The sequence below is a fragment of the Pseudoduganella rivuli genome, assembly GCF_009674485.1.
GTDB lineage: Bacteria > Pseudomonadota > Gammaproteobacteria > Burkholderiales > Burkholderiaceae_D > Rugamonas > Rugamonas rivuli_B.
This window is the reverse complement of the sequence record NZ_WKJJ01000009.1, coordinates 61,624-84,622: the sequence shown is the minus strand read 5'-3', so window position 1 is coordinate 84,622 and position 22,999 is coordinate 61,624. Positions and strand designations below refer to the sequence as shown.

Genomic DNA, 22,999 nt, shown 5'->3' with positions numbered 1-22,999 from the left:
TGGTCGTCATACAACTGCTATAATCGTAAGAAGTACAAAATCCGCTCCGCCATCGCCATGAACGACATCGCCGCCGCCTTCCAGCCTCCGAAGAAACGCCACCGCAACCTTGCGCAAGGATTGGTGGAAGCCATCACGGCAAGCATCAAGGGCGGCGAACTGAAGCCCGGCGACAAGTTGCCGACGGAATCGGTCATCATGGATATGCATGGCGTGTCCCGCACCGTGGTGCGGGAAGCGATTTCCCACTTGCAGGCGGCGGGACTGGTGCAAACCAAACACGGCATCGGCACCTTCGTGCTGGAACCGCCGGCGCAACCGCTGCGTATTTCCGCCGATACCGTGCGCACCATCGGCGATGTGCTGGCCATCCTGGAATTGCGTATCAGCCTGGAAACAGAAGCCGCGTGGCTGGCCGCGTCGCGGCGCAGCGACGCGCAACTGGCGGCGATGGGGGAGGCGCTGGCCCGTATCCGTTCCGGCGGTTCCGTGGAAGCGGACGTGCAATTCCACCTGCTGATCGCGCAAGCCACGGGCAACCGCTATTTCGTCGATATCCTGACGGACCTGGGCACGCACATCATTCCCCGCGCCCGCGTCAATACCGCGCACCTGGCGCATGACGATCCCGCGCAATACCTGGAACGCGTCAACCGCGAACACGAGGATATCTACGACGCGATCAGCCGCAAGGACCCGGAAGCGGCCCGCGCGGCCATGCGCACGCACCTGTCCAACAGCCGCGAGCGGCTGCGCAAGGCCCAGGAAAGCATCGCCGGCGCCGCCTAACCGCCACACCCGAAAATAATTCACGTTCATCGCTTGCCTCGTCATCGTTATAGTTGTACGATGTCATACAACAAGCGAGCATGGTGCCGCTGATCACCGAAAACCTGGAGAGATGTCATGCAACCCAATGAATTAAAAACCATCCTGTCGTCCGGCCTGCCATCGTTCCCGGTGACGGACTTCGACGCCCAAGGCAATTTCAACAAGAAAACCTACGCGGAGCGCCTGGAATGGCTGGCGCCATACGGCGCCAGCGCGCTGTTCGCCGCCGGCGGCACCGGTGAATTCTTTTCGCTGACCCAGCCTGAGTACAGCGAAGTCATCAAGACCGCGGTCGACACCTGCCGTGGCAAAGTGCCGATCCTGGCCGGCGCCGGCGGTCCTACCCGCGTTGCCATCGGTTATGCGCAGGAAGCCGAGCGCCTGGGCGCGGCCGGTATCCTGTTGATGCCGCACTACCTGACGGAAGCTCCGATTGACGGCCTGATCGCCCACGTGGAAGAAGTCTGCAAATCCGTGAACTTCGGCGTGGTGGTGTACAACCGTAACGTTTGCAAGCTGGACGCGAACGCGCTGGAAAAGCTGGCTGACCGTTGCCCGAACCTGATCGGCTTCAAGGACGGCATTGGCGATATCGAGCGCATGATGCAGATCTGGCGCCGCATGGGCGACCGTTTCAGCTACCTGGGCGGCCTGCCGACCGCGGAAGTTTATGCTGCGGCCTACAAAGCCATGGGCGTTCCGGTGTATTCTTCGGCCGTGTTCAATTTCATGCCGAAACTGGCCATGGACTTTTACCACGCTGTCGCTACCGACAACCATGCCGAGCAAAACCGCATGCTGGACGAGTTCTACCTGCCGTACCTGGAGATCCGTAACCGCAAAGCAGGCTATGCCGTCAGCATCGTCAAGGCCGGCGCCCGCCTGGTGGGTCATGACGCAGGTCCGGTCCGCGCACCACTGGTGGACCTGACTGAGGCAGAATGCGACATGCTGGACAAACTGATACGCGCACAAGGCGCCCAATAATTCAGGGCCACAAGCCCGCAACATTCTAGGAGCACACATGCAGATTTCTGGTGAAATGATCATCGGCCGAACCACCGTTCGCGGCCAGCAAGGCACTGTCAAAGCCATCGACCCGTCCCGCAACGAGCAGATCGAACCTGCGTTCGGCCTGGGTGGCGAAGACGAGTTGCAGCAAGCTTGCCAGCTGGCGGAACAGGCGTTTGACCGTTACCGTGAAACTTCGCTGGAACAGCGTGCGCGCTTCCTGGAAACCATCGCCGACCGCATCATGGACCTCGGTCCTGCACTGATCGAACGGGCGATGGCGGAATCCGGCCTGCCGCAAGCCCGCCTGGAAGGCGAACGCGGACGCACCTGCACGCAGTTGCGCCTGTTCGCCAAGGTGGTGCGCGACGGCCGCTTCCTGACCGCGACGCTGGATTCGCGCCTGCCGGAACGTGTACCGCCGCGTCCCGACCTGCGCCTGCGCAAGATTGCCGTGGGCCCGGTGGCCGTGTTCGGCGCAAGTAACTTCCCGCTGGCGTTTTCCGTGGCAGGCGGTGATACCGCGTCGGCACTGGCCGCAGGCTGCCCGGTCGTCGTCAAGGCGCACTCGGCCCACCTGGGTACGTCGGAACTGGTGGGCAAAGCTGTCCAGCAAGCCGCCATCGAATGCGACATGCCGGAAGGCGTGTTCTCGATGCTGATCGGCTCCGGCGCCACCATGGGCCAGAACCTGGTGGCGCATCGCGCCATCAAGGCGGTTGGTTTTACCGGTTCCCGCCAGGGTGGCCTGGCGCTGGTGCGCACGGCCAATGCCCGTCACGAACCGATTCCCGTCTACGCTGAAATGGCGTCGATCAACCCGGTATTCCTGTTGCCGGGCGCACTGGAAAACGCGCCGAAAATCGCGCAGGCTTTCGCCGATTCGCTGACCCTGGGCGCAGGCCAGTTCTGCACCAACCCCGGCATGTTGGTGGGCGTGGACAGCCCGGCGCTGCAGCAATTCGTCGATGCGGCGGTGGGTTTCCTGGGCGGCAAGGCGCAGCAAACCATGCTGACCCCGGGCATCCATTCGGCTTACACGTCCGGCGTGGACAAGCTGGCGTCGATTCCCGGCGTGAAACTGCTGGCCTCGGGCCTGGGTGGCGATTTGCCGTGCGGCGCCATCGCTTCGCTGTATGAAGTGGACGCCGACGCCTTCCTGTCGAACCCGGAGCTGGAAAGCGAAATCTTTGGCCCATGCTCGCTGCTGGTCCGTTGCCGCGACCAGGAGCAAGTGCTGCGCGTGGCCGAACACCTGGAAGGCCAGTTGACGGCCACCGTGCACGCCACCGGCGCCGACATCGGCTTTGCCGGCAAGCTGTTGCCGACGCTGGAGCGCAAGGCCGGCCGTATCCTGTTCAACGGCTTCCCGACCGGCGTGGAAGTGGCGCATTCGATGGTGCACGGCGGCCCGTTCCCGTCGACGTCCGATCCGCGTTCGACGTCGGTGGGCGCCTCCGCCATCGACCGCTTCCTGCGTCCGGTGTGCTACCAGGAAGTGCCGGCCGAGCTGCTGCCTGCGGCGCTGCTGGACAATAACCCGCTGGCCATCCCGCGCGTGGAAGACGGCGACCTGGTATGGAACGCGTGATCCATCAAATAAGCGATCTCATTTGCAAGACGGGTGAAAGCCCGGTCTGGGACGCCGTCGCCGGCGCCTGGTACTGGGTCGACATCCCGCAACGCACGGTCTGGCGCATGGACGGCGCCAGCGGTGCGCTGCGCAGCTGGACCACGTCGGAAATGGTGGCGTGCATCGCGCCCCGTGCCGGCGGCGGCCTGGTGGCGGGCATGGAATCGGGCTTGTACACGCTGGTGCTGGGCGAATCGTCCAGCGCGGCGGAAACCCTGCTGTGCCATGCCGGCGGCCTCGGTCCAGGCTTGCGCTTCAACGATGGCCGCTGCGACCGGCAGGGACGTTTCTGGGCCGGCACCATGTTCATGGACATGGCGGCCGCCAATCCGGCCGGTGTGCTGTATTCGCATGACGGCGCCGCGCTGTCCGCGCCGTTCGTCGATGGCTTGCTGACGCAAAACGGCCTGGCCTTCGCGCCGGACAGCCGCACCATGTATTTATCGGATTCGCATCCGCAGCGCCGCCTGGTGTGGGCGTTCGATTTCGATGCGGAGTCCGGCACGCCGTCGAACCGCCGCGTGTTTGCGGATTTGAACCAGCAGGTGGGCCGTCCCGATGGCGCCGCCGTCGATGCCGATGGCTGCTACTGGACGTGCGCCAACGATGCCGGTTGCCTGCTGCGGTTTACGCCCAGTGGAAAATTGGATCGCCGCATCGATTTGCCGATGCTGAAACCGTCGATGTGCGCATTCGGCGGGCCTGACATGGAGACGCTGCTGGTGACGTCGATTGTCTCCGGCAAACCGGAAGATGCACGCTGGGGCGGGGCGGTGATTACGCTGCGGCCCGGTGTGAAAGGGATCGCCGACGTTCCTTTCAGAGGCTAGGACACGCGCCGGAGTGTTGGCTGGTTTCCGTAGGGCGGTTTTCGCTGCAGGCGAAAGCCGCCATGCAAGCGCCGCCACCAGCTCCTGCCGCACCGTTTCGCAGGCATGGCGGCTTTGCCTCCGGCAAAACCGCCCTACGTTTCACGAACGCAGGAGCAAGCATTGAACGCAGTCCTCCGCATCGCCGCGTTGTCGCTGTCTTTCCTCGCACCTGGTGCGCATGCCGCGCCGCCATCCCCCGTCTACACCAACCCCATCCTGCATGCCGACTATTCCGACCCGGACGTGATCCGCGTCGGCGACATGTATTACATGACGTCGTCCAGCTTCAACAGTTCGCCCGCCTTGCCGCTGCTGCAATCGCGCGACATGGTGCACTGGGAACTGGTGGGGCATGCGGTGCAGCGGCAACTGCCGTTGGACGTCTATGCGCAGCCGCGCCACGGCGACGGCGTCTGGGCGCCATGCCTGCGCTACCACGATGGCAAATTCTGGATTTTTTATCCGGACCCGGATGTCGGCGTGTACGTGACGACCGCCACGGGTTTTACCGGGCCGTGGAGCGAGCCGCGCCTGCTGTTGGCCGGCAAGGGCGTGATCGATCCCACGCCGCTGTGGGATGACGATGGCAAGGCGTATTTGTTGCACGCCTGGGCGAAAAGCCGCGCGGGCTTCAATAACGTGCTGACGTTGCGCCGCATGGCGCCCGACGGCTCGCGCATGCTCGATGAAGCGGGTCCGGTGGTCATCGATGGCAACAAGTTGCCGAATTACCGCACATTGGAAGGGCCCAAGCTGTACAAGCACGACGGCTGGTACTACGTATTCGCCCCGGCCGGCGGCGTGGAAACAGGCTGGCAATCCGTCTTCCGCTCGCGCCGCATCGACGGGCCGTACGAAGACCGCATCGTCATGGCCCAGGGCATTTCTCCCGTCAATGGTCCGCACCAGGGCGCATGGGTCCGTACGCCGCAGGGCGAAGACTGGTTTTACCACTTCCAGGACAAGCGGGCCTATGGCCGTGTCGTGCACTTGCAGCCGATGGCGTGGCAGGATGGCTGGCCCGTGATCGGTATCGACCGCGAGGGTAAAGGGACGGGCGAGCCGGTCATGACGTACCGGCCGCCGGTGGCGGCGGATACGCGCATGGCGATGCCGCCATCGTCCGATGAATTCAATGCGCCGGTATTGGGCTTGCAGTGGCAGTGGAATGCCAACTGGCGGCCCGAGTGGTATTCGCTGACGGTGCGCCCGGGCTGGTTGCGCCTGCAGGCGTGGAGCGATGCGGCGGGTGCGCGCAACCTGTGGCATGCGCCCGCCGTGCTGCTGCAAAAGCTGCCTGCCGAGCGTTTTACCGTCGATGCGCTGGTTGATGGCGCCGGCCTGGCCGAAGGCGGCAAGGCGGGCTTGCTGATGTATGGCATGGATTACCGCTGGATTGGTGTGCGGCGTCATGGCGGCAAGTTGATGGTGGTTGCCGCCGGCTGTGACAAGGCCAACAAGGCGTGCACTGAAAAGGATGAGGCCGTTGCGCCGCTGGCGGGCAATTCCGTGCACCTGCGGATGGCAGTCGCGGAGGGCGGCGTCACGCGGTTTTCGTACAGCGCCGATGGCGTGGCGTACACCACGGTTGGCCAGCCGTTCACGGCGGCGATGGGGCGCTGGGTGGGGGCGCAAATGGGGTTGTTCAGCATTGCGCCGGCCACCGCCGCGGGCTACGCGGAGATCGATTACTTCCGCGTCAGCCCGGCCAACTGACCCCGTCAGCCCGCCAGCTCCGCGTTGTGCACCTTGCCGCCGATGGTCACATTCTTCAGCTTCAAGCCTTTCACGTTGTACAGGTACCACGGCGCCTTGTCGTTCACCGGCGTACCGAAATCGCAGTCGGTGACGGTCACGTTGGTGACGGGCAGTACGGCCGGCATTGGTTGCGGGCCGTTGTAGTCGGACGCCACCGGTCCCAGCACGACAATCGCCTGGTAGCACGATGCTTTCCTGCCGTCCTTGGTGTCCACATTGCCGACCTTGACGTTCGAGATGTGCACATTGCTGACCACGGGCGGACGGGTACGCACGCTGTCCGCCGTCGGCGTGTAGTCGCAATCGAAGGTGACGACGGCGCCGGCCGCCGTGGCCACCGTGCGCGACGCGATCGGGGAACCCGGCAGCGATGCATAGAACGACGGCGACGTTTGCACGCCGTTCGGGATCGAGATATTGCGCACGTAGAAATTGCGCAGGTAGCCGCCCCGGTTCATGTTGGTCTTCAGGCGGATCGCCGTGTTCAGCGGGTTGGTTTTCCAGTGCTTGTTTTCAAACACCAGGTCTTGTGCATACACGTTCTGGATACCGGCCGCCATTTCACTGCCGAGCGTGACAGCGCCATGGCCCGCGTGCATCGTGCAGTTCTGGATCACGATGTTTTGCGACGGGCCGTATTGCGTATCCTGGTTCTTGCCCGCCTTGATGGCGATGCAATCGTCGCCCGTGTCGAACATGCTGCCTTCGATCAGCACGTGGTCGCATGATTCCGGATCGAAGCCGTCGCTGTTCGGGCCGTGGCTGTTCATGTTCACGTTGCGCAGCACGATGTTGCGGCAGTGGACCGGGTGGTGTTGCCAGAACGGCGTGTTGGTCACCTGGTAGCCTTGCAGCAGCACGTTGGTGCAGCCGATGATGTGGATCATCGACGGACGCAGGAAGTGGCCCAGGCCGAACACGCGGCGCGGCAGCGGCACGCCGGCCTCCGACAGCGCCGGCAGGTAGTGTTCATCGGCGCGCCATTTATTGCCGTCGCCCTGGATCAGCTTGCGCTCATCGTCCGTCAGGTTGGGCGCCACGTCCGCCAGGGATTTCGGGTTGACGGGGTTTTCCATGTTGGCCGCGATCGAGCCGGGCTTGTAGCCGGGCGTATTGGTTTGCGACACCGCGTTGATGGTGCGGTTCTTGCCCTTCCACGTCCACCAGCAATCCGGGCTGTCCGCGAACGGCACGCCACCCTGGCCATTGAGGATGCTGGTCCAGTCGTCGCCCGTCAGCGCGATATTGTCCTGGCCATAGGCGTAAATCATCGATGCGAAATTCAGGCAATCGTTGCTCTGCCAGCGCGTGATCACCAGCTTGCCGTTCTTGCCGCAATCGAATTCGCCATATTTCGCATAGTCTTCCGGGTTGTTGCTGAAATAGACGTGCGCGCCTTTATTCAAATGCACATTCACGTTCGACAGCAGCACGATGGGGCCGGCGCAATACCAGTTACCGGCGGGGATCACCACGCGCCCGCCGCCCGCCTTGTGGCACGCGGCAATCGCGTCGCGCAAAGCCGGATAACAATCCTTCGAACCTTTGACGGGGGTATCGATCAGCGCTTCGTCGTCATGCGAGACCCACGCCTTGACTTTCGTCAGCTGGCACTGGCCGGCGCCGAAATCCGTCACGAGGAAATCCTGCTTGCGGAACGACGTCGGGTTGGCCAGCTTCTTCGCGATCTCCGCTGCGCGCAGCCACGGATCGGGTTCGGTGGCGGCGATGGCGGGCGCGCCAGCCAGGGCCATGGCTGCAGCCGGCGTGGTCTTCAGCAGCGTGCGGCGCGAATGATTGATGGTGAATTTCATGGTGTTTAATTTTCGTAAATGTTGTTGTATTCGGCCAGGAAGGGCGCGGCAGGCTGCGGCGCGCGCTGGTAGCCAAGGTCTTTCACGGGATCGATGCCGGCCGCCTTCAGGTTAGCCCAGTAATCGTCCGAATTGAATTGCGCGGGGCGGTAGGGCAGCGTGCCGTTGCGGTTCCAGTCCGACCACGGGCGCTCACGGTTGATGTGGCGGCCGATGCGGGAATTCATCACCACCATCTTGCCCACGGTTTCCAGCACGTTCGGCGTGATGGTGCCGTTCGGTGCGGCATAGGCGCTGACGTCGCCAAGGACGCAGCGGTAACCCTCCACCGGGACCTTGCCGTACGGCGTGCACTTCTGGTTGTGGAACCACTGGCGCGCCAGGAAGAACTGGCCGGCCAGTGCGTTTTTCGAACCGTCATGCGTGAACGCGGACTGGTCGAACACGAAGCCGTATTTCGACAGGTAGCTGGTGTTGGGGGCGCCGACATAGGCGGTGGTGCGGTCGCCCAGCGTGCGGATTTCCGATTTGAGGAAATAGGCGGTGCTGTCGCCGAAAATGAAATCCACATCGCCTTCGATGTACACGTTGTGGAAGAAGCTGCGCACCGTATCGCGCTGGCGCTGGTGGACGTCGCGGTTTTTCAGGTACAGCGTGTCCTGGAAGCCGATCAGGCGTACATTTTCAAACTGCACCTTGTCCGCGCCTTCCACTTGCAGCGCCACGGCCTGGTGGTGCACCACGTTCTGTTGCGGGTTCACGTCGCTGCGGCCGCACGGTCGCTCGCCGCATTCTTCGCGCGCATTGCCGGTGTCCTTGTTGTAGCCGTTGGCGATGGTGAGATTGCGGGCCTGGAAACCGTGGTTTTGCACCCACATGGTTTGCGAGCCGCCGGTGCCGATATTGCCTTTGCCCGCCGCCGCGCGCTCCCTGACCAGTGCGTGCATGGCTTGCACGTCCGCGTGCGCTTGCGCGAAATGCGGACCATATTGCGCCGCGTAAGCGTCCGCCGCGACGGCGGCGTCCAGCCTGGCCGTGATGACGGTGTCGGCGGCTTGCCTGCCTTCGCCATACAAGGTGATGGCTACGGAGGCGGCCGGCACGTACACCAGTTCGCGGTACACGCCCGGCTTCACCAGGATGTAGACGCGCTTGCGCTGGCCGGCGTCAAGCAGTGCGCGCGAGACGGCCGCCTGCACCGTGTTAAACGTGCGCACGCCATCGGCTGGCGCTTTCGCATTGACGATATACGTTGGCGTGAACGGTGCGTTGGTGGCCAGCGGATCGGCCAGCGGGTCCCATGGGTCGACCCTCTCGCTGCCCGCCACGCCCACGTATTTCAACACTTCCTTGTACGTGAATTGCGCCGCCTGCGCGGCCGTCAATTGCGGGCGGGCCGTGCCGGTGGCGGCCGTGGGACCGGCAGCCGTGCTGCTGTCCCGGGCCGCAGGTTGCGCATCGGCGCCGTGGACTGCACCGTGCACCACCAATGTGGCCAGCAGGCAAGCCAGGCGGCGCACCGTCATGGCTGGCCCTCGGGACGGAATTGCGTGGCCGTGACCGGCAATGCCGCCTTCAGTTCACGCTCGACCATGCGGGCAAAGTACATGGCGCCTTTCGGTCCCACGTGCGTGTAATCGAACGCGCTTTTTGCGGCGCCGGCGGGTTCGACTTTGGCCAGGTCAGCGGTGGCGGCGGGAGCGGCGGCGGGCTTGGGTTCCACCGCCAGCGTATCGGCTTCCGCTTCGCCCATGGCTTGCACGGCGGCGACACTGTCCGCATTCAGATCCAGCAGCGCAACCTGCTGTTCGGCCGCCACCTTGCGGATCGCGTCCGCCCAGGGCGCCAGGTTGTTTTCCAGGATCTTGTTCTTGAAACTGCGGCGTGTCAGCGGCGTCACCAGCACGGGAACGCCGCCCAGCGCTTTGACTTCCTGCACGTAGCGCGTCATGTTGACGGGGAATTCCGTCACCAGGTCCGTCGAGCGGCCGGGCTTGCCCGGCTGGTCGTTGTGGCCGAACTGGATCAGCACGTAGGTGGCGCGGTAAGCGCTGGCGCCTTTCAGCAAACCCTGCACTTCATCCCAGCGGCCTTCGGCGCGGAAGCTGCCGGAGCTGCGGCCGCCCTTGGCCAGGTTGATGCACGTGTCGGCGCGGATGACGCGCGCGCAGAACGCGTCGCCGTAACCGCTGGCCGTGGCCATGGTGGAATCGCCCACCAGGATGAAGCGCACGGGTTTGTTTTCCGCGGCGTGAATGGAAAAAGCGGCGCCTGCATACAATGCCAGCGCCGCGGTCATGGAATTCAGTTTCATCGGATCCCCGTTGGGCCACGACGCTGGATGGGACCAGCGCCGTGGCCCGTATGCTTAGAAGTTATAAGTCGCGCGCAGGTTATACGAACGGCCGATCGGGCTGGCAGCGCTGCTCAGGTAGCCGAACGAATAGCCACTGTGGTTGGTTGCCGGCGGAGCCGAGTCGAACAGGTTCGTCACACCACCCGTGATCACGATGTTCTTGAAGCCCTTGTACGTCGCCGTCAGGTTCCATGGCTTGTACGAATTGATGTCGCGCCAGTATTGCTGCGCCACCAGGTTCTGGTCTTCATACTTCGAGTTGTAGTTCTGCGTCATTTGTGCCGACCAGTTGCCCAGCGCCCAGTTCAGCTTCAGCGTGTGCTTCCAGCGGTACGTGATGATCGGGAAGCTGCTGGTGGTGCCGTTGCTGGCCAGGCCGAAGCGGCCCACGTTCGAGACGAACTCGGAATCCTTTTCCAGCTGGTTGTCGAACTGGGTCAGGTAGGTGCCGTCGAGCTGCACCTTGAAGTCGCCCCAGGTCGACGAGCGCGGGAACGAATACGATGCCGAGAGGTCGATACCGGCCGCCTTCTGGCCGCCCAGGTTCATCGTCACATTCTTGATGTAGTTGATGGTGCCGTCGGCGTTACGCACGAAGAACGACTTGTACTTGTCCGGGTACAGGAAGTACACCTGCTCCGGCAGGTTGGCCAGCATGTCCGTCATGCGGATGTTCCAGTAGTCGGCCGACAGGGTCAGCGACTTGGTTGGCTCGACCACCACGCCCAGGGTCCAGCCTTTGGATTTTTCCGGTTGCAGGTCGGCGTTGGAACCGGTCTGCTTCGGCAGGGTCGCGTTGCACACTTCCGACGCCACATAGCCTGGCAATGCCTTGCCGGTGCCAGCCATGCCTGGCGTGCCGCCAGGGCACAGTACCGGGTCATCCCACTTGGCCGACGTGCGGGTGGTGGCGCCAGGCAGGCGGTAGCCGTAAGCGTCGAACAGCGTCGGTGCGCGGAAGCCCGTGTTGGCCGAACCACGGAACATCAGCTGTTTCGAAGGCTCGTAGCGGAAGCTGGCTTTCGGATTGAAGGTGTTGCCGAAGTCGCTGAAATGGTCGTCGCGGCCGGCAAAGTTCAGGGTCAGCTGCTTGGTCAGCGGGATGTCGATCTCCGCGTAGATAGCGGCCACGTTGCGCGCGCCTTCGCCATGCGATGCGCTCGAGTTCAGGTACGTCACGTCATTCTGGATCGCCAGTTTGTCGTCACGCGTGGTTTCGCGGTGGAAGTCCAGGCCGACGGCCACGTTCATTTCGCCGCCGGCGAGGTTCATCAGAGGACGGCTGGCGTTGAAGTCGACACCCGTGTACGTGGTGCGCGAATCGCGGTTTTTCTGGCCGTCGACGGAAACCGATTTCAGGTAATCCAGGCCGGTCTGGTCTTGCAGGCCGAATGGATTGAGCGCGCCGGATTTCAGGCCGTCCAGCAAGCCCTGGCCGCGGAAGAAGCCGTTCTGGTAATAGTTTTCACGGTCGCTGATACCGATCACGAGGCCGGCACGGGTATCCCAGTTGCCCCAGCGATTTTCGTCGGAGACCGCCAGGCGCTGGTTGATCTGCTTGTCTTTTTGTACGGCCACGCCATAGTCGGCCACTGCCCACGTCACGGTCAGCGGTTCGCCTTTCAGGCCCGCCACGGCAGGCACGCCGCCGGCGCCGCCCGGATACCATTTGCTGCTCGATGGCAGGATGGCGGACACGCCATTGACGGCGACCGCATTGGTCGGGTTACGCGCGGCCAGGATCTGTTCCGTGCCCAGCGCGTAATCGATGGTGACCGTGTGGTCTTCCGAGAAGCGCTTGGTGGCCTTGGTGTAGAACGTCACCTGCTGGTTGGCGTGCAGTGCGGTGCCATATTCGTTGGCGTTCAGGATACACGTGTTTTTTGCGCCCTGAATCGACGATGGCGCCAGGCAGCCGGCCGAGTAGTACGGGTTTTGCGCGGTCTTGTTGGTGGCCGTCGTGAAGTTGGCCGGGGTGGCGTTGCCGCCGCTGCCCAGGGTCGGGGCGCGACCCAGTTCCGTCAGCTTGGCAGCCGACGACAGGTCGGCGCGGTCTTTTGCCGCCAGGCGCGAACGCTGGTGGGCGTCGACGGTGGCGTACACGTTCCAGCCATCGTTGGCCAGGTTGCCCATGCCGTACGTCAGCGTGACGCGCTGTTCGTCGCCGCCGCCATTCTTTTCAGGCTGGATGTATTGCGCCGTGACGGAACCGCCTTCGACGTCGCGCTTGGTGATGAAGTTGACCACGCCGCCGATCGCATCGGAACCATAGATCGACGATGCGCCGTCGCGCAGGATTTCCACGCGCGACAGGGCGCTCATGGGAATCACGTCGAGGTTGGCATACCCGGCGGCAATCGCCTCGTTCGCCAGGCGGCGGCCGTTCAACAGCACCAGCGTGCGGTTCACGCCCAACCCGCGCAAGTTGATGTTGGTGCCGGAACCGGCGTTAGACGGCGCCAGCGATGCCGACTGCGGCAGCGCCATCATCACGTCCGCCAGGGTGGTCATGCCGCGCTCGACGAATTCCTCCGCCTTGATGGACGACACCGGCAGCGCTGCTTCAGCCGCGAGGCGCTTGATGGACGAACCGGTGATTTCCACGCGCTGCATTTCCTCTGCATGGACGGAGTTGACCAGGGTCAGCACGGCGAGGGTGATGGACGTCAGCAACAGGCGTGGCTGCGCAGGGCAAGGCTTGTTCATAGTTATGTCTCCTTCAAAATTCAAGAAAAGTTATGCGCGGCGTTTACTTGCGGCACCTTGCCGCCGTCGCCATTCGCTACTTGGAGCACCTCGCGTACTCCGTGCCGTTGCCAGGAGGGCGCCTGCCTGGGCGCCGAGCTTGCACACGGTCGATAACTCTTTCGGGTGTCCGTCTTTTCTGTGAGGCGGTACGGTCCCGGGTATTGCAAAACTCATCCGCGCGAAAAAGTCCTCGTCACGCGCTCCAGATGGGCGCGCATGGCTTTTTTCGCGGCGGCCGCATCGTGCGAAGCAATCGCTTCAAAGATGTGGCGGTGATCTTTCAGGGTTTCCTGACGCAATTCCTCGGTCTGGAAGTGTTCTTTCAGGCGGTGCCACAGGTGGCCCCGCTGGTCCCACAAATACGACAGCGATCCGACCAGCGCGCTGTTGCCCGTGGCGCGCGCAATGGCCAGGTGGAAGTTGCGGTCGGCGTGTTCATTGCTGGCCTTGTTCGCGTGGCTGGCTTCCATTTCCTGTACGGCTTTCAATATCGCATCGATCGCGCCGTCGGTCGCCACGCGGGCCGCAATGGCGGCGATTTCCGCTTCGATCAGGCGGCGTGCCGACAACACTTCGAACGGACCCGGGCCGGCTTCCGGCAGCGCCGCGTCCTGTTGCAGTTCGCTGACATAGACGCCGGAACCGCCCCGCACCTCGATCGCACCGCCCAGTTCCAGCGCAATCAGCGCTTCGCGCAGCGAGGCGCGGCTGACGGACAGCTTGGTGGCCAGGTCCCGCTCCGACGGCAGGCGTTCGCCCGGCAGGATGCGCTCTTCCGCGATCAGTTGCTGGATGCGGTCGGCCACCACGCGGTACAGCCGTGGCTCGTGGCCCGTGGTTTCCTGCGCTGCGCCGTGTTTTTTTTGAAGTGCGTTCATGGCCTGGGTCACTGAAAGATTGATCGACTTGCTGAGCGATTTTGTAAGGCGTCTTGAGCAATTTCATAATTTGGTCAGGCCATTCTAAGGTGGTCAGACCAAATATGCAATCTGGACTAGCCAAATTTTTTTTTCTGGGGCATACTGAATTGGACGGAACACAACACCCAAGAAGGAAAGACACATGAATGCAGCGTCCAGCGCGAACAGCCCGCGCTACATCCTGATGCACGAAAACGACAACGTGGCCATCGTTGTCAATGACGGAGGTTTGAAGGCGGGCGCTGTGTTCCCGGACGGCCTCACGTTGCTGGAGGCGGTACCGCAAGGCCACAAAGTCGCGTTGCGCGACATTGCCCAGGGCGACCCGGTGATCCGCTACAACGTCACGATCGGCTATGCATCGTCCGACCTGAAAGCGGGCAGCTGGATCGCGGAACCGCAGGTGACGTTGCCGCCGGCGCGCGAGTTGACGGGCCTGCCGATCGCGACCCAAAAGGCGCCGGCGATGGACCCGCTGGAAGGCTATACGTTTGAAGGCTTCCGCAATCCGGATGGCAGCGTGGGCACCCGCAACATCCTCGCCATTACCACCACCGTGCAGTGCGTGGCGGGCGTGGTCGAGCATGCGGTCAAGCGCATCAAGGCGGAGTTGCTGCCGAAGTTTCCTTATGTCGACGACGTGGTGGGACTGGAACATACGTATGGCTGCGGCGTGGCGATCGACGCCCCGTATGCCGACGTGCCGATCCGCACGCTGCGCAACATCAGCCTGAACCCGAACTTCGGCGGCCAGGCCATGGTGGTCAGCCTCGGTTGCGAAAAGCTGCAGCCGCAGCGCCTGTTCCCGAAAGGCTCGATTGCCATCCAGTCGGCCGGAGCGGACCCGGACTTCGAACCGGCGCTGGTCTGCCTGCAAGACCAGGGCCACGTGGGCTTCCACTCGATGATCGATTCCATCATGGCGAAGGCGGAACAGCAGCTGGACGTATTGAACCGCCGCCGCCGTGAAACGGTGCCCGCATCGGAACTGGTGGTGGGCGTGCAGTGCGGCGGCAGCGATGCGTTTTCCGGCGTGACGGCCAATCCGGCCGTCGGTTATGCGACGGACTTGCTGGTGCGCGCCGGCGCCACGGTGATGTTCTCGGAAGTGACGGAAGTACGCGACGGTATCGACCAGCTGACATCGCGCGCCATCAATGCCGACGTGGCCAATGCGATGATCCGCGAAATGGACTGGTACGACCAATACCTGAAGCGGGGCGGCGTCGACCGCAGCGCCAATACCACGCCGGGTAACAAGAAGGGCGGCTTGTCGAATATCGTGGAAAAAGCCATGGGTTCCATCGTCAAGAGCGGTTCCAGCCCGATTTCCGGCGTGCTGTCGCCCGGCGAAAAGCTGAAGCAAAAGGGCTTGATTTACGCGGCCACGCCGGCCAGCGATTTCATTTGCGGCACCCTGCAACTGGCGGCCGGCATGAATTTACACATTTTCACCACGGGCCGCGGCACGCCGTACGGCCTGGCGGAATGCCCGGTGATCAAGGTCGCCACGCGCGACGACCTGGCCCGGCGCTGGCATGATTTGATGGACGTGAACGCGGGCCGCATCGCCAGCGGCGAAGCCACCATTGCCGAAGTGGGCTGGGAAATGTTCCGGCTGATGCTCGATGTCGCGAGCGGCCGCAAAACCTGGGCCGAGCAGTGGAAATTGCACAATGCGTTAGTACTGTTTAATCCGGCGCCAGTGACCTGATAACGTTATGGCATAATATCGTCATACGACATCGTACAACTAGAATTGGATTGAAGGGGAACAGACTATGAGCAAACCATTCAAACGCATTTTGCTGACCGGTGCCGCCGGCGGCCTCGGTAAAATCCTGCGCGACCGCATCAAGCCCTGGGCCGACGTCGTGCGCCTGTCCGATATCAGCGACATGGGCGAAGCGCGCGAAGGCGAGGAAATCGTCCGCTGCGATTTGTCCGACAAGGCTGCCGTCCTGAACTTGCTGGAAGGGGTGGAAGCGGTGCTGCACTTCGGCGGCATTTCCACGGAAAACACGTTCGAAAACATCATGTTCGCGAACATCCAGGGCACGTACAACGTGTACGAAGCGGCCCACAAGCATGGCGTGCGCCGCATCGTGTTCGCCAGCTCGAACCATGCGATCGGCTTCCACAAGACCACGGAACACCTGGATGCGGAAAGCCCGACCCGCCCGGATTCCATGTACGGCCTGTCGAAAGTGTTTGGCGAACAGCTGGCCCGCTATTACTGGGACCGTGCCGGCATCGAGACCGTCTGCCTGCGTATCGGCTCGTCGTTCCCGGAACCGAAAAACCCGCGCATGATGGTGACGTGGTTCAGCTACGAAGACCTGGTGGAATCGCTGCGCTGCTCGCTGATGGCGCCGCGCGTCGGCCACACCGTGTTGTACGGCATGTCGGACAACGATGGCGTGTGGTGGGATAACCGCAAGGCGGGCCATATCGGCTTCCACCCGAAAGACAGTTCACGCCAGTTCCGCCACATGTTCCCGGACACGGGCGCATATCCGGCGCCGGACGATGCGGCGACCCTGTACCAGGGCGGCGGCTTTATTAATGACGGGCCGATGTACAAGTAAAAATCCGTAGGGCGGATTGGCTTCATCAAGCCGCCATGTGCGCGCCGCCGCTATGGCAAGCGCTGGTGGTAACGCTGGCATGGCGGCTTGGCTCGCGCCAAACCGCCCTACGGAATAGGCGCCGCAGCCTGCGTCGGCTGCTAATCAGAACTTAAACTGCAACATCACGATCACGCTGTTGTAAAACGCGTGCACGATCTCATTTGCCCCATTGCGCCCTGGCGCAGATGCGTTACCAGCGGATTTGCAACCCCACGATCGTCAGGTTATAGATGGCGTGCACCACCATCGGCGCCAGCAGTGACGTGCTGCGGCCATGCGCCCACGCCGTGCACAGGCCCAGCACGAATACCGGCACCATCGAACCGGATGGATGGACGATGGCGAAAATCGCGGCGCTGCCCAGCGCCGCCGCCAGCGACGGCAGCAGCCGCCGCAATCCCGCGTGGATCAAGCCGCGGAAAATGAATTCCTCGAACACGGGGGCGGCCAGCACGGCCATGGCGATGAACCACAGCGAGCCCGTCACCGGTTCCCGCTGCCACACCGTCCCCTGCAGCATGTGCAGATACGCATAGCCGAAGGCGCTGGCAACCGCGCCCGCCACCAATCCTGTTTTCAATGCATCGCGTACGGCTGCCGCCGCGCTGCCATGCAGCACGATGGCCAGCACGGACGGTACCCCGGCCGTCTTGTAGCGCCAGTATACGAGCCGCATGGCGCCATACACGAACGCGCCAGCCATGGCGAACGCCAGCGCCACGTCGCGCGCATTGGCAGGCTTGCCCCGCGTGAGCAGCAGCAACGCCAGCAATTGCGTGACAAAGAACGTAATCGCGGCGATCAAGCCGTCGGACAGCGCCACGCGGGGCGGCGGCGATGCGGCCGGGTCCAGCAGATAGGGCAGGGCGTCGCGCGCTTTTTGCCACAGCGCCAGTGACAGGCCGCTGGTCAACACCATGATGGCGATGGTCTGCAGCCATTCCTGCGCGTAGATGCCGTACACATACAGGCTGCACAGCAGCATGTACAGGTACGAATATGTGGGACGGATGCGGGCATGGGTTTCCTGCGCCAGCGGGTCGCAGGCGAACACGCCCAGCGACACGGCAATGCCGGAAAAAATCACCACGCCGGCCAGTGCAATCATGGCCAGCCATGCCAGCTGCCAGCTGAAGACGGGCTTGAAATACAGGCCCGCGGCAAACACCAGCAGCGGATACGACAGCGCCAGCACGCCCCATAGCCGGGCCTTTTCCTTCAACATGCTTTCCAGCGAACGGGGGAAGGTGTACAGCATCCACAGTGCATTGCCTTCCGTGTTCAGCGTCTGGAACGCGGACAGCATCAGCACGTAGCTGCCGATGCCAAAGGCCACGGCCGCCATCAGGTGCTGGTTTTCGCCGATTTGCGCGAACGATTGCAACTGGTTGTTGAACACCAGCTGGCTGCCCACGATCACCACCGGCACCAGCAAGCTTTGCACGAGGAAGTTGCGGTCACGGCTCAGCAGTCGCAGTTCGCGCCGCTGCAACGTCGTACCCCAGTGCTGCAGGCGGGCCAGCAGTCCCTGGTGCGCGCCATCGTCATCAGCCGGCGCGGCCGTGCTGGCCTTGCGCGTCGTGCTTTCACGCGAACCGCCGCCCACCACGCCGGCGCGCAACTGGTGCTGCAGCACGGCCACGCCGGCCATCATCAGGATAAAGGTTTGCGCCGCCAGCAAGGTGGCCGCCATGGCTGCCTGCTGCAACGTGTGCGCCGTCAGCGCCTGCACGGCCAGGCCGGGCGGGGTCCACAATGTCCAGGCGGGGAAGTGGCGCGCCCAGTCGTAGGTGAAGGAGCCATACCCCATCATCGAATACGACATGGCCATGTACATGATGGGCAGGCAGACGACGGACGCCAGCGCTTGCAGGTTGCGCAATTGCGACGGCGCCAGCGACAGGCGCATGCCGGTATCGGCCAGTGTGCGCGCCAGCGCGGCCAGCATCAGCAGCAGGCACGCGGCGACGAGGCCGCTGAAGACCGACAGCCAGCCATGGCCGCCATACCACGCCAGTACGATGCAGGCCGGCCAGACGGACATCACGCCGCTGGGGTTGGCGACGGTGCGCTCCAGCAGCCGGCCCCATAACAGTGCCTTGCGCTGTACGGGCAGCGTGACCAGCCATTCCAGGTCCCATTCCGCCTGCGCCAGTTCGCGGCTGCTCAGCGGCATCAGCACGGCCACCAGCCACAGCATCAGCATTTGCAGGGTCGCGGCGGCGGCCAGTTTGGTGCTGAATGCCGTGGCTTTGAGGTGGTCCATGATCAGGTATTGCACGGCCGGGTTGTTCTTCAAGGTCACGGCCTTCATGCAGGCTTGCGAGTGGTCGATGGCGCAGTGCAGGTTGACGATGGAACCGTTGAGGATATTGATGACGCCGACCATCATCAGTGCGCCCACGATGGGCGACAGGATCCAGTACACGGTACGCTTGCGCTGCGTGCCCGTGCGTTGCGCGCCTTTCTTCTTGCGCAGGCTGAACGCATTGACCATGTTGAACATGCGCAGCAGGCGCACGCGGGTCAGCAGCCACACGGAGCGGGCCGCGCTGTTCGGCATCGGGGACGTCATTGCGTCGGCTCGCCGGCTTCGTCGGTAATCTTCAGGAACACCTGTTCCAGCGAACTGCCGCTCGAGGCGGCGCCCCGCAATTCATCGAGCGAGCCGCACGCGACCAGCGAGCCGCGGTGGATGATGCCGACGCGGTCGCACAGCTTTTCCGCCATGTCCAGCAAGTGCGTCGACACGAAGATTGTCGTGCCCTGGGCGGCGGCGGCCAGCAGGCGCTCCTGCACGTCGCGCGAGGCGCGCGGATCGAGGCCGTTGATCGGTTCGTCCAGCACCAGCACCTTGGGGTTGTGCACCAGCGCGCACGCCAGCCCCAGTTTTTTCTTCATGCCCATCGAGTAATTGACGGCGAATTCTTCCGCCGCCTCGTCGAGCCCCAGTTCGTGCAGCATGCGGTGCGCGCGGCCCCGTGCTTCCGAGCGCGAATAGCCATGCATCTCCGCCACGAATTGCAGGATTTCGCGGCCGCGCAGATAGTCGTAATAAGTGGGGATGTCAGGCAGGTAGCCGACGTGGCGTTTGACTTCGGCCGCATCGAGCTGGCAATCGAGGCCGTCGACGAGCACGCGGCCCGCGCTGGGCACCAGGATGCCCATCAGCATGCGGATGGTGGTGGTCTTGCCGGCGCCGTTCGGCCCCAGGAAGCCGAACACTTCGCCGCGCCGCACCTGCATGGTCAACGGTTTGACGGCTTCGAAGCCGCCATACGATTTGGTGAGTCCCTGGAAGTCAATCATTGCCGCCCCGTTCCGCAAAAGTTTGCATGAATTATAAGGCGGGGCGGCAATCGCGGTTAGTGGCCTAATGCCATCAAGAAACGATCGGTGCGGGGTTTCCAGTTGCCTTCGATATCCGCCGAGACCAGCACACGTTCCGCACGGCCGATCAGCAATTCGCGCGGCACCAGGCCGATGTAGCGCGAATCGTTGCTGTTGTTGCGGTTATCGCCCAGCATCATGAACTGGCCGGCAGGGATGGTGATCGGGGCGAAGCTGCGCTTGCCCGACAGAATTTCCGGCAACAGCTGGATGCGGTGTTCCGCGGCGCCTGCTTTTTCCGTCACTTGCACAGCTTGCAGCTTGCCCACATTGGCGATGGCTTCCACGCCATCTTGCGGCAAGGTGTACGACGCGGGCTGGCCATTGATGGTGAGGCGGTCGTTTTCCATCGAAACCGTATCGCCCGGCACGGCAATGATGCGCTTGATCAGGCGTGTGCCGTCGGACGGCGACGAAAACGTCACGATATCGCCGCGCTGCGGCTCGCCCAGGTGCGTGACGACGACGTCGGTCAGCGGCACTTTCAAGTCGAACGCCAGGCGGTTGACGAAGACGACATCGCCTTCCAGCAAATTCGGATGCATGGAAGCGGAGGGAATGGGATTCCAGTCGGCCACCGCGGTACGGAACAGGCCGAACATCAACATGAAGGCGATAAATCCTTTATTGTCGCGTACCCAGGTTTTCATTGATTTACCTCAATAGTGATGTGTGGTGCAAACATCATCGTCGGCAAATCTTAAACCGTGCTTAGGCAGCCCCGGCTCACGCGCCGACGGCGGCCAGCATGCGTTTTTCTCCCTGCGGCGCGATGGCCAGCGCCCGGCTGTCCAGGTCCTGTTCCACCCAGCCTTTTTTCAACGCCAGTTGCAGCAGCGCGGCGCCCAGCGCGCCGCCGATGTGCGGCTTGCGTTCACTCCAATCGAGGCATGCGCAGGCGAAGCGGCGGCGCGACCGGCGCAGCGCCGCGACGTCGATGCCCAGTGCCGAGCAACCCTGTTCGCCACTGGCCGTCAGTGCATAGCCGTCGGCTTCGTCGCGCAGCCAGCCTTGTTCCGCCAGCCGGTCGTGCAATTGCACGGCGACCTGGCCCGCCATGTGGTCATAGCAGGTGCGGGCGCGGCGCAGGCGGTCCGGCGTGCTGGGTTGAAAGCGGGGGCGCGGCACGCCCGCCACCACCAGCAGCGCTTCCAGCGCGGTCGCCACCTGGGCGTCGGCCAGCTGGTAATAGCGGTGCCGGCCCTGCGCCAGCTGGCGTACCAGGTGTTCTTCTTTCAGCCGCGCCAGGTGGGCGCTGGCGGTGGACGGACTGACCTCGGCCACGGCGGATAATTCGGTCGCCGTGCGCGCATGGCCGTCGAGCAGGCTGCACAGCATGCGGGCCCGCGCCGGTTCCGCGATCGCGCCCGCGATCCGGGCCAGTCGTCCATCCGCACCACCAGGTTCCGCTGCATCCATGTTTCGCTCTCCATCGAATTATCCCGCGTTCACGTGCAGCATACTGCAACGCATCAATCACGCAAAGGAGAAGCGAATGGACGCCATCGCGGCAGTCACGCATGAGCAACCGTACCCGTATTACGCCCGGCTGGCGGCGCGTCCCGGGCTGCATTACGACGACGATTTGCGCCTGTGGCTGGCGGCGCATCCTGCTACCGTGATGGAAGTGTTAACCCACCCGGCATGCCGCGTGCGTCCGGTTGCGGAGCCGGTGCCTGCGGCGATTGCGGGCGGCGCGGCGGGCCACGTATTCGGTGAACTGGTGCGCATGAATGACGGCGCGCGCCATGCGGCGCCCAAGCTGGCGTTGCAGCGCGCGCTGGCGGCGCTGGACGCGGCGCAGGTGCAGCGCACGGCGTGGGAAACCGCGGTGGCGCTGGCGGAGCATTATCCGGTGCAGACGGCGGCCGGCCTGTCGGACTGGCAATTTGCCGTCCCGGTGCAAACAGTGGCACGCTTGCTGGGCTTTGCCGATACGGCGAAGGTGGCGGCATGGATGGAGGAATTCGTCGCGTGCCTGTCGCCGCTCAGCAGCGCAGTACAGCTGGACCGGGCGCATGGCGCGGCACAGGCGCTGCTGGACAGCTTGCGCGCGCTGGTGCAATTGCCGCAGCCGGGCAGCTTGCTGGCGCTGGTGCTGGCCGAGGCGGAAGCGGCAGGCTGGAAGCGGGCCGACGCGATCCTGGCCAACCTGGCGGGCTTGCTGTCGCAAACCTATGAAGCGACGGCGGGACTGATCGGCAATGCCGTCGTGGCGCTGGCGCAAGGCGCGCGGCATGACGGCGACCTGGCGGCGCTGGTGCGGCACGTGCTGCGGGAGGATCCGCCCATCCACAATACGCGGCGCTTTGTCGCGGAAACGGTATGCATTGGCGGCGCCGACGTGCAGCCGGGGCAACCGATCCTCGTGCTGTTGGCCGCGGCGGGCAGGGCGGCGGAAGCCGCGGCGCCGTTGTATGTTTATGGTCATGGCGCCCACGCCTGCCCGGGGCAGGCGCTGTCGCAAACCATTGCCTGCGCCGCGCTGGGCGTATTGCTGGCGCGGGGACCGCTGCCGCCGCTCGCGTGGCATTACCGCCCGTCCGTCAATGCCCGTATTCCCGTGTTCAAGGAGCGTTCATGATCGCCGTGATTTTCGAAGTGTGGCCCCACGAAGGGCGCAAGCAGGATTACCTGGACCTGGCGGCCAAGCTGCGGCCGCTGCTGGAACAGATCGATGGCTTCATTTCCGTGGAACGGTTCCAGAGCTTGACGGACCCGGGCAAGATGCTGTCGCTGTCGTTTTTCCGCGATGAGGAAGCCATCCTGCAGTGGCGCAATATCGAAGCGCACCGCGCCGCGCAGGAAGCGGGGCGCGGCGGCGTGTTTGACGAGTACCGCTTGCGGATTGCCGGCGTGATCCGCGATTATGGATTGCGGGACAGGGAACAGGCGCCGCAGGACAGCAGGGCGAGGCACGCCGCCGACACGTGACGCAAAACCCGTAGGGCGGCATTTACAATGCCGCCATGCATGCACCGTGTTGACGCATGCAGGCGGGCGGTTACAGCGGCGTCTCGATGTCAGTCCCGGAGC

At 63.7% G+C, this 22,999-nt stretch carries 18 protein-coding genes; 9 read left to right on the top strand and 9 right to left on the bottom strand.

Annotation, left to right across the window (positions count from 1 at the left end; genetic code table 11):
- Nucleotides 1-57: 57 nt before the first annotated feature.
- From GJ700_RS15390 to GJ700_RS15370, 5 genes are all read left to right on the top strand, one after another.
- Complete coding sequence (locus GJ700_RS15390) at nucleotides 58-789, top strand: FadR/GntR family transcriptional regulator (protein WP_154375339.1); 732 nt, start codon at nucleotides 58-60, stop codon at nucleotides 787-789.
- Between the two features lie 117 nt (nucleotides 790-906).
- Nucleotides 907-1,818 carry a 5-dehydro-4-deoxyglucarate dehydratase gene (gene kdgD, locus GJ700_RS15385; protein ID WP_154375337.1) on the top strand — a complete coding sequence of 304 codons (912 nt, stop codon included), beginning with the start codon at nucleotides 907-909 and terminating at the stop codon, nucleotides 1,816-1,818.
- A gap of 37 nt (nucleotides 1,819-1,855) precedes the next feature.
- On the top strand, nucleotides 1,856-3,433 hold the full coding sequence (locus tag GJ700_RS15380) for an aldehyde dehydrogenase (NADP(+)) (protein WP_154375335.1): 1,578 nt from the start codon (nucleotides 1,856-1,858) through the stop codon (nucleotides 3,431-3,433).
- Nucleotides 3,421-4,305 carry an SMP-30/gluconolactonase/LRE family protein gene (locus tag GJ700_RS15375; RefSeq protein WP_154375334.1) on the top strand — a complete coding sequence of 295 codons (885 nt, stop codon included), beginning with the start codon at nucleotides 3,421-3,423 and terminating at the stop codon, nucleotides 4,303-4,305. Before GJ700_RS15380 ends, GJ700_RS15375 begins: the two co-directional genes overlap by 13 nt.
- Nucleotides 4,306-4,467: 162 nt before the next feature.
- On the top strand, nucleotides 4,468-6,063 hold the full coding sequence (locus tag GJ700_RS15370; RefSeq protein ID WP_229507025.1) for a glycoside hydrolase family 43 protein: 1,596 nt from the start codon (nucleotides 4,468-4,470) through the stop codon (nucleotides 6,061-6,063).
- Between the two features lie 5 nt (nucleotides 6,064-6,068).
- On the opposite strand, the gene GJ700_RS15365 is transcribed toward GJ700_RS15370, so the two are convergent.
- The 5 genes from GJ700_RS15365 to GJ700_RS15345 form a co-directional block, all read right to left on the bottom strand.
- Complete coding sequence (locus tag GJ700_RS15365; RefSeq protein WP_154375330.1) at nucleotides 6,069-7,919, bottom strand: glycoside hydrolase family 28 protein; 1,851 nt, start codon at nucleotides 7,917-7,919, stop codon at nucleotides 6,069-6,071.
- Nucleotides 7,920-7,924: 5 nt separating this feature from the next.
- Nucleotides 7,925-9,445 (bottom strand): pectinesterase family protein, encoded by a 1,521-nt coding sequence (locus GJ700_RS15360; protein WP_154375328.1) that lies wholly within the window; start codon nucleotides 9,443-9,445, stop codon nucleotides 7,925-7,927.
- Nucleotides 9,442-10,233, bottom strand: coding sequence for a rhamnogalacturonan acetylesterase (locus GJ700_RS15355; RefSeq protein WP_154375326.1), 792 nt, complete (start codon nucleotides 10,231-10,233; stop codon nucleotides 9,442-9,444). Before GJ700_RS15355 ends, GJ700_RS15360 begins: the two co-directional genes overlap by 4 nt.
- Before the next feature lie 54 nt (nucleotides 10,234-10,287).
- Nucleotides 10,288-12,981, bottom strand: coding sequence for a TonB-dependent receptor (locus GJ700_RS15350; RefSeq protein ID WP_154375324.1), 2,694 nt, complete (start codon nucleotides 12,979-12,981; stop codon nucleotides 10,288-10,290).
- Nucleotides 12,982-13,193: 212 nt separating this feature from the next.
- Complete coding sequence (locus tag GJ700_RS15345) at nucleotides 13,194-13,901, bottom strand: FadR/GntR family transcriptional regulator (RefSeq protein WP_154375322.1); 708 nt, start codon at nucleotides 13,899-13,901, stop codon at nucleotides 13,194-13,196.
- Between the two features lie 184 nt (nucleotides 13,902-14,085).
- Between GJ700_RS15345 and garD the strand changes: the two genes are divergently transcribed.
- Together garD and GJ700_RS15335 are read left to right on the top strand one after the other, a co-directional pair.
- Complete coding sequence (gene garD, locus GJ700_RS15340; RefSeq protein WP_154375321.1) at nucleotides 14,086-15,657, top strand: galactarate dehydratase; 1,572 nt, start codon at nucleotides 14,086-14,088, stop codon at nucleotides 15,655-15,657.
- A gap of 67 nt (nucleotides 15,658-15,724) precedes the next feature.
- A complete protein-coding gene (locus GJ700_RS15335) occupies nucleotides 15,725-16,531 on the top strand; it encodes an NAD-dependent epimerase/dehydratase family protein (RefSeq protein WP_154375319.1) in 807 nt (268 codons plus the stop codon).
- Between the two features lie 232 nt (nucleotides 16,532-16,763).
- Here the strand turns inward: GJ700_RS15335 and GJ700_RS15330 are convergent, their stop codons facing one another.
- The 4 genes from GJ700_RS15330 to GJ700_RS15315 all read right to left on the bottom strand — a co-directional run bounded on the left by GJ700_RS15330 (nucleotide 16,764) and on the right by GJ700_RS15315 (nucleotide 21,382).
- Entirely contained in the window at nucleotides 16,764-19,148 is a 2,385-nt protein-coding gene (locus GJ700_RS15330; protein ID WP_154375317.1) for a CPBP family intramembrane glutamic endopeptidase, read from the bottom strand.
- Nucleotides 19,145-19,882 carry an ABC transporter ATP-binding protein gene (locus tag GJ700_RS15325; RefSeq protein WP_154375315.1) on the bottom strand — a complete coding sequence of 246 codons (738 nt, stop codon included), beginning with the start codon at nucleotides 19,880-19,882 and terminating at the stop codon, nucleotides 19,145-19,147. Before GJ700_RS15325 ends, GJ700_RS15330 begins: the two co-directional genes overlap by 4 nt.
- 56 nt (nucleotides 19,883-19,938) lie before the next feature.
- A complete protein-coding gene (lepB, locus tag GJ700_RS15320) occupies nucleotides 19,939-20,613 on the bottom strand; it encodes a signal peptidase I (protein ID WP_154375313.1) in 675 nt (224 codons plus the stop codon).
- A gap of 76 nt (nucleotides 20,614-20,689) precedes the next feature.
- Nucleotides 20,690-21,382 (bottom strand): ArsR/SmtB family transcription factor, encoded by a 693-nt coding sequence (locus GJ700_RS15315; RefSeq protein WP_154375311.1) that lies wholly within the window; start codon nucleotides 21,380-21,382, stop codon nucleotides 20,690-20,692.
- A 76-nt stretch (nucleotides 21,383-21,458) separates the two neighbouring features.
- Between GJ700_RS15315 and GJ700_RS15310 the strand changes: the two genes are divergently transcribed.
- Together GJ700_RS15310 and GJ700_RS15305 are read left to right on the top strand one after the other, a co-directional pair.
- A complete protein-coding gene (locus GJ700_RS15310) occupies nucleotides 21,459-22,547 on the top strand; it encodes a cytochrome P450 family protein (RefSeq protein ID WP_154375309.1) in 1,089 nt (362 codons plus the stop codon).
- The gene (locus tag GJ700_RS15305; RefSeq protein WP_154375306.1) at nucleotides 22,544-22,897 is read left to right on the top strand and encodes an antibiotic biosynthesis monooxygenase family protein; all 354 of its coding nucleotides are present in this window, start codon (nucleotides 22,544-22,546) and stop codon (nucleotides 22,895-22,897) included. Before GJ700_RS15310 ends, GJ700_RS15305 begins: the two co-directional genes overlap by 4 nt.
- Nucleotides 22,898-22,999: the final 102 nt, after the last annotated feature.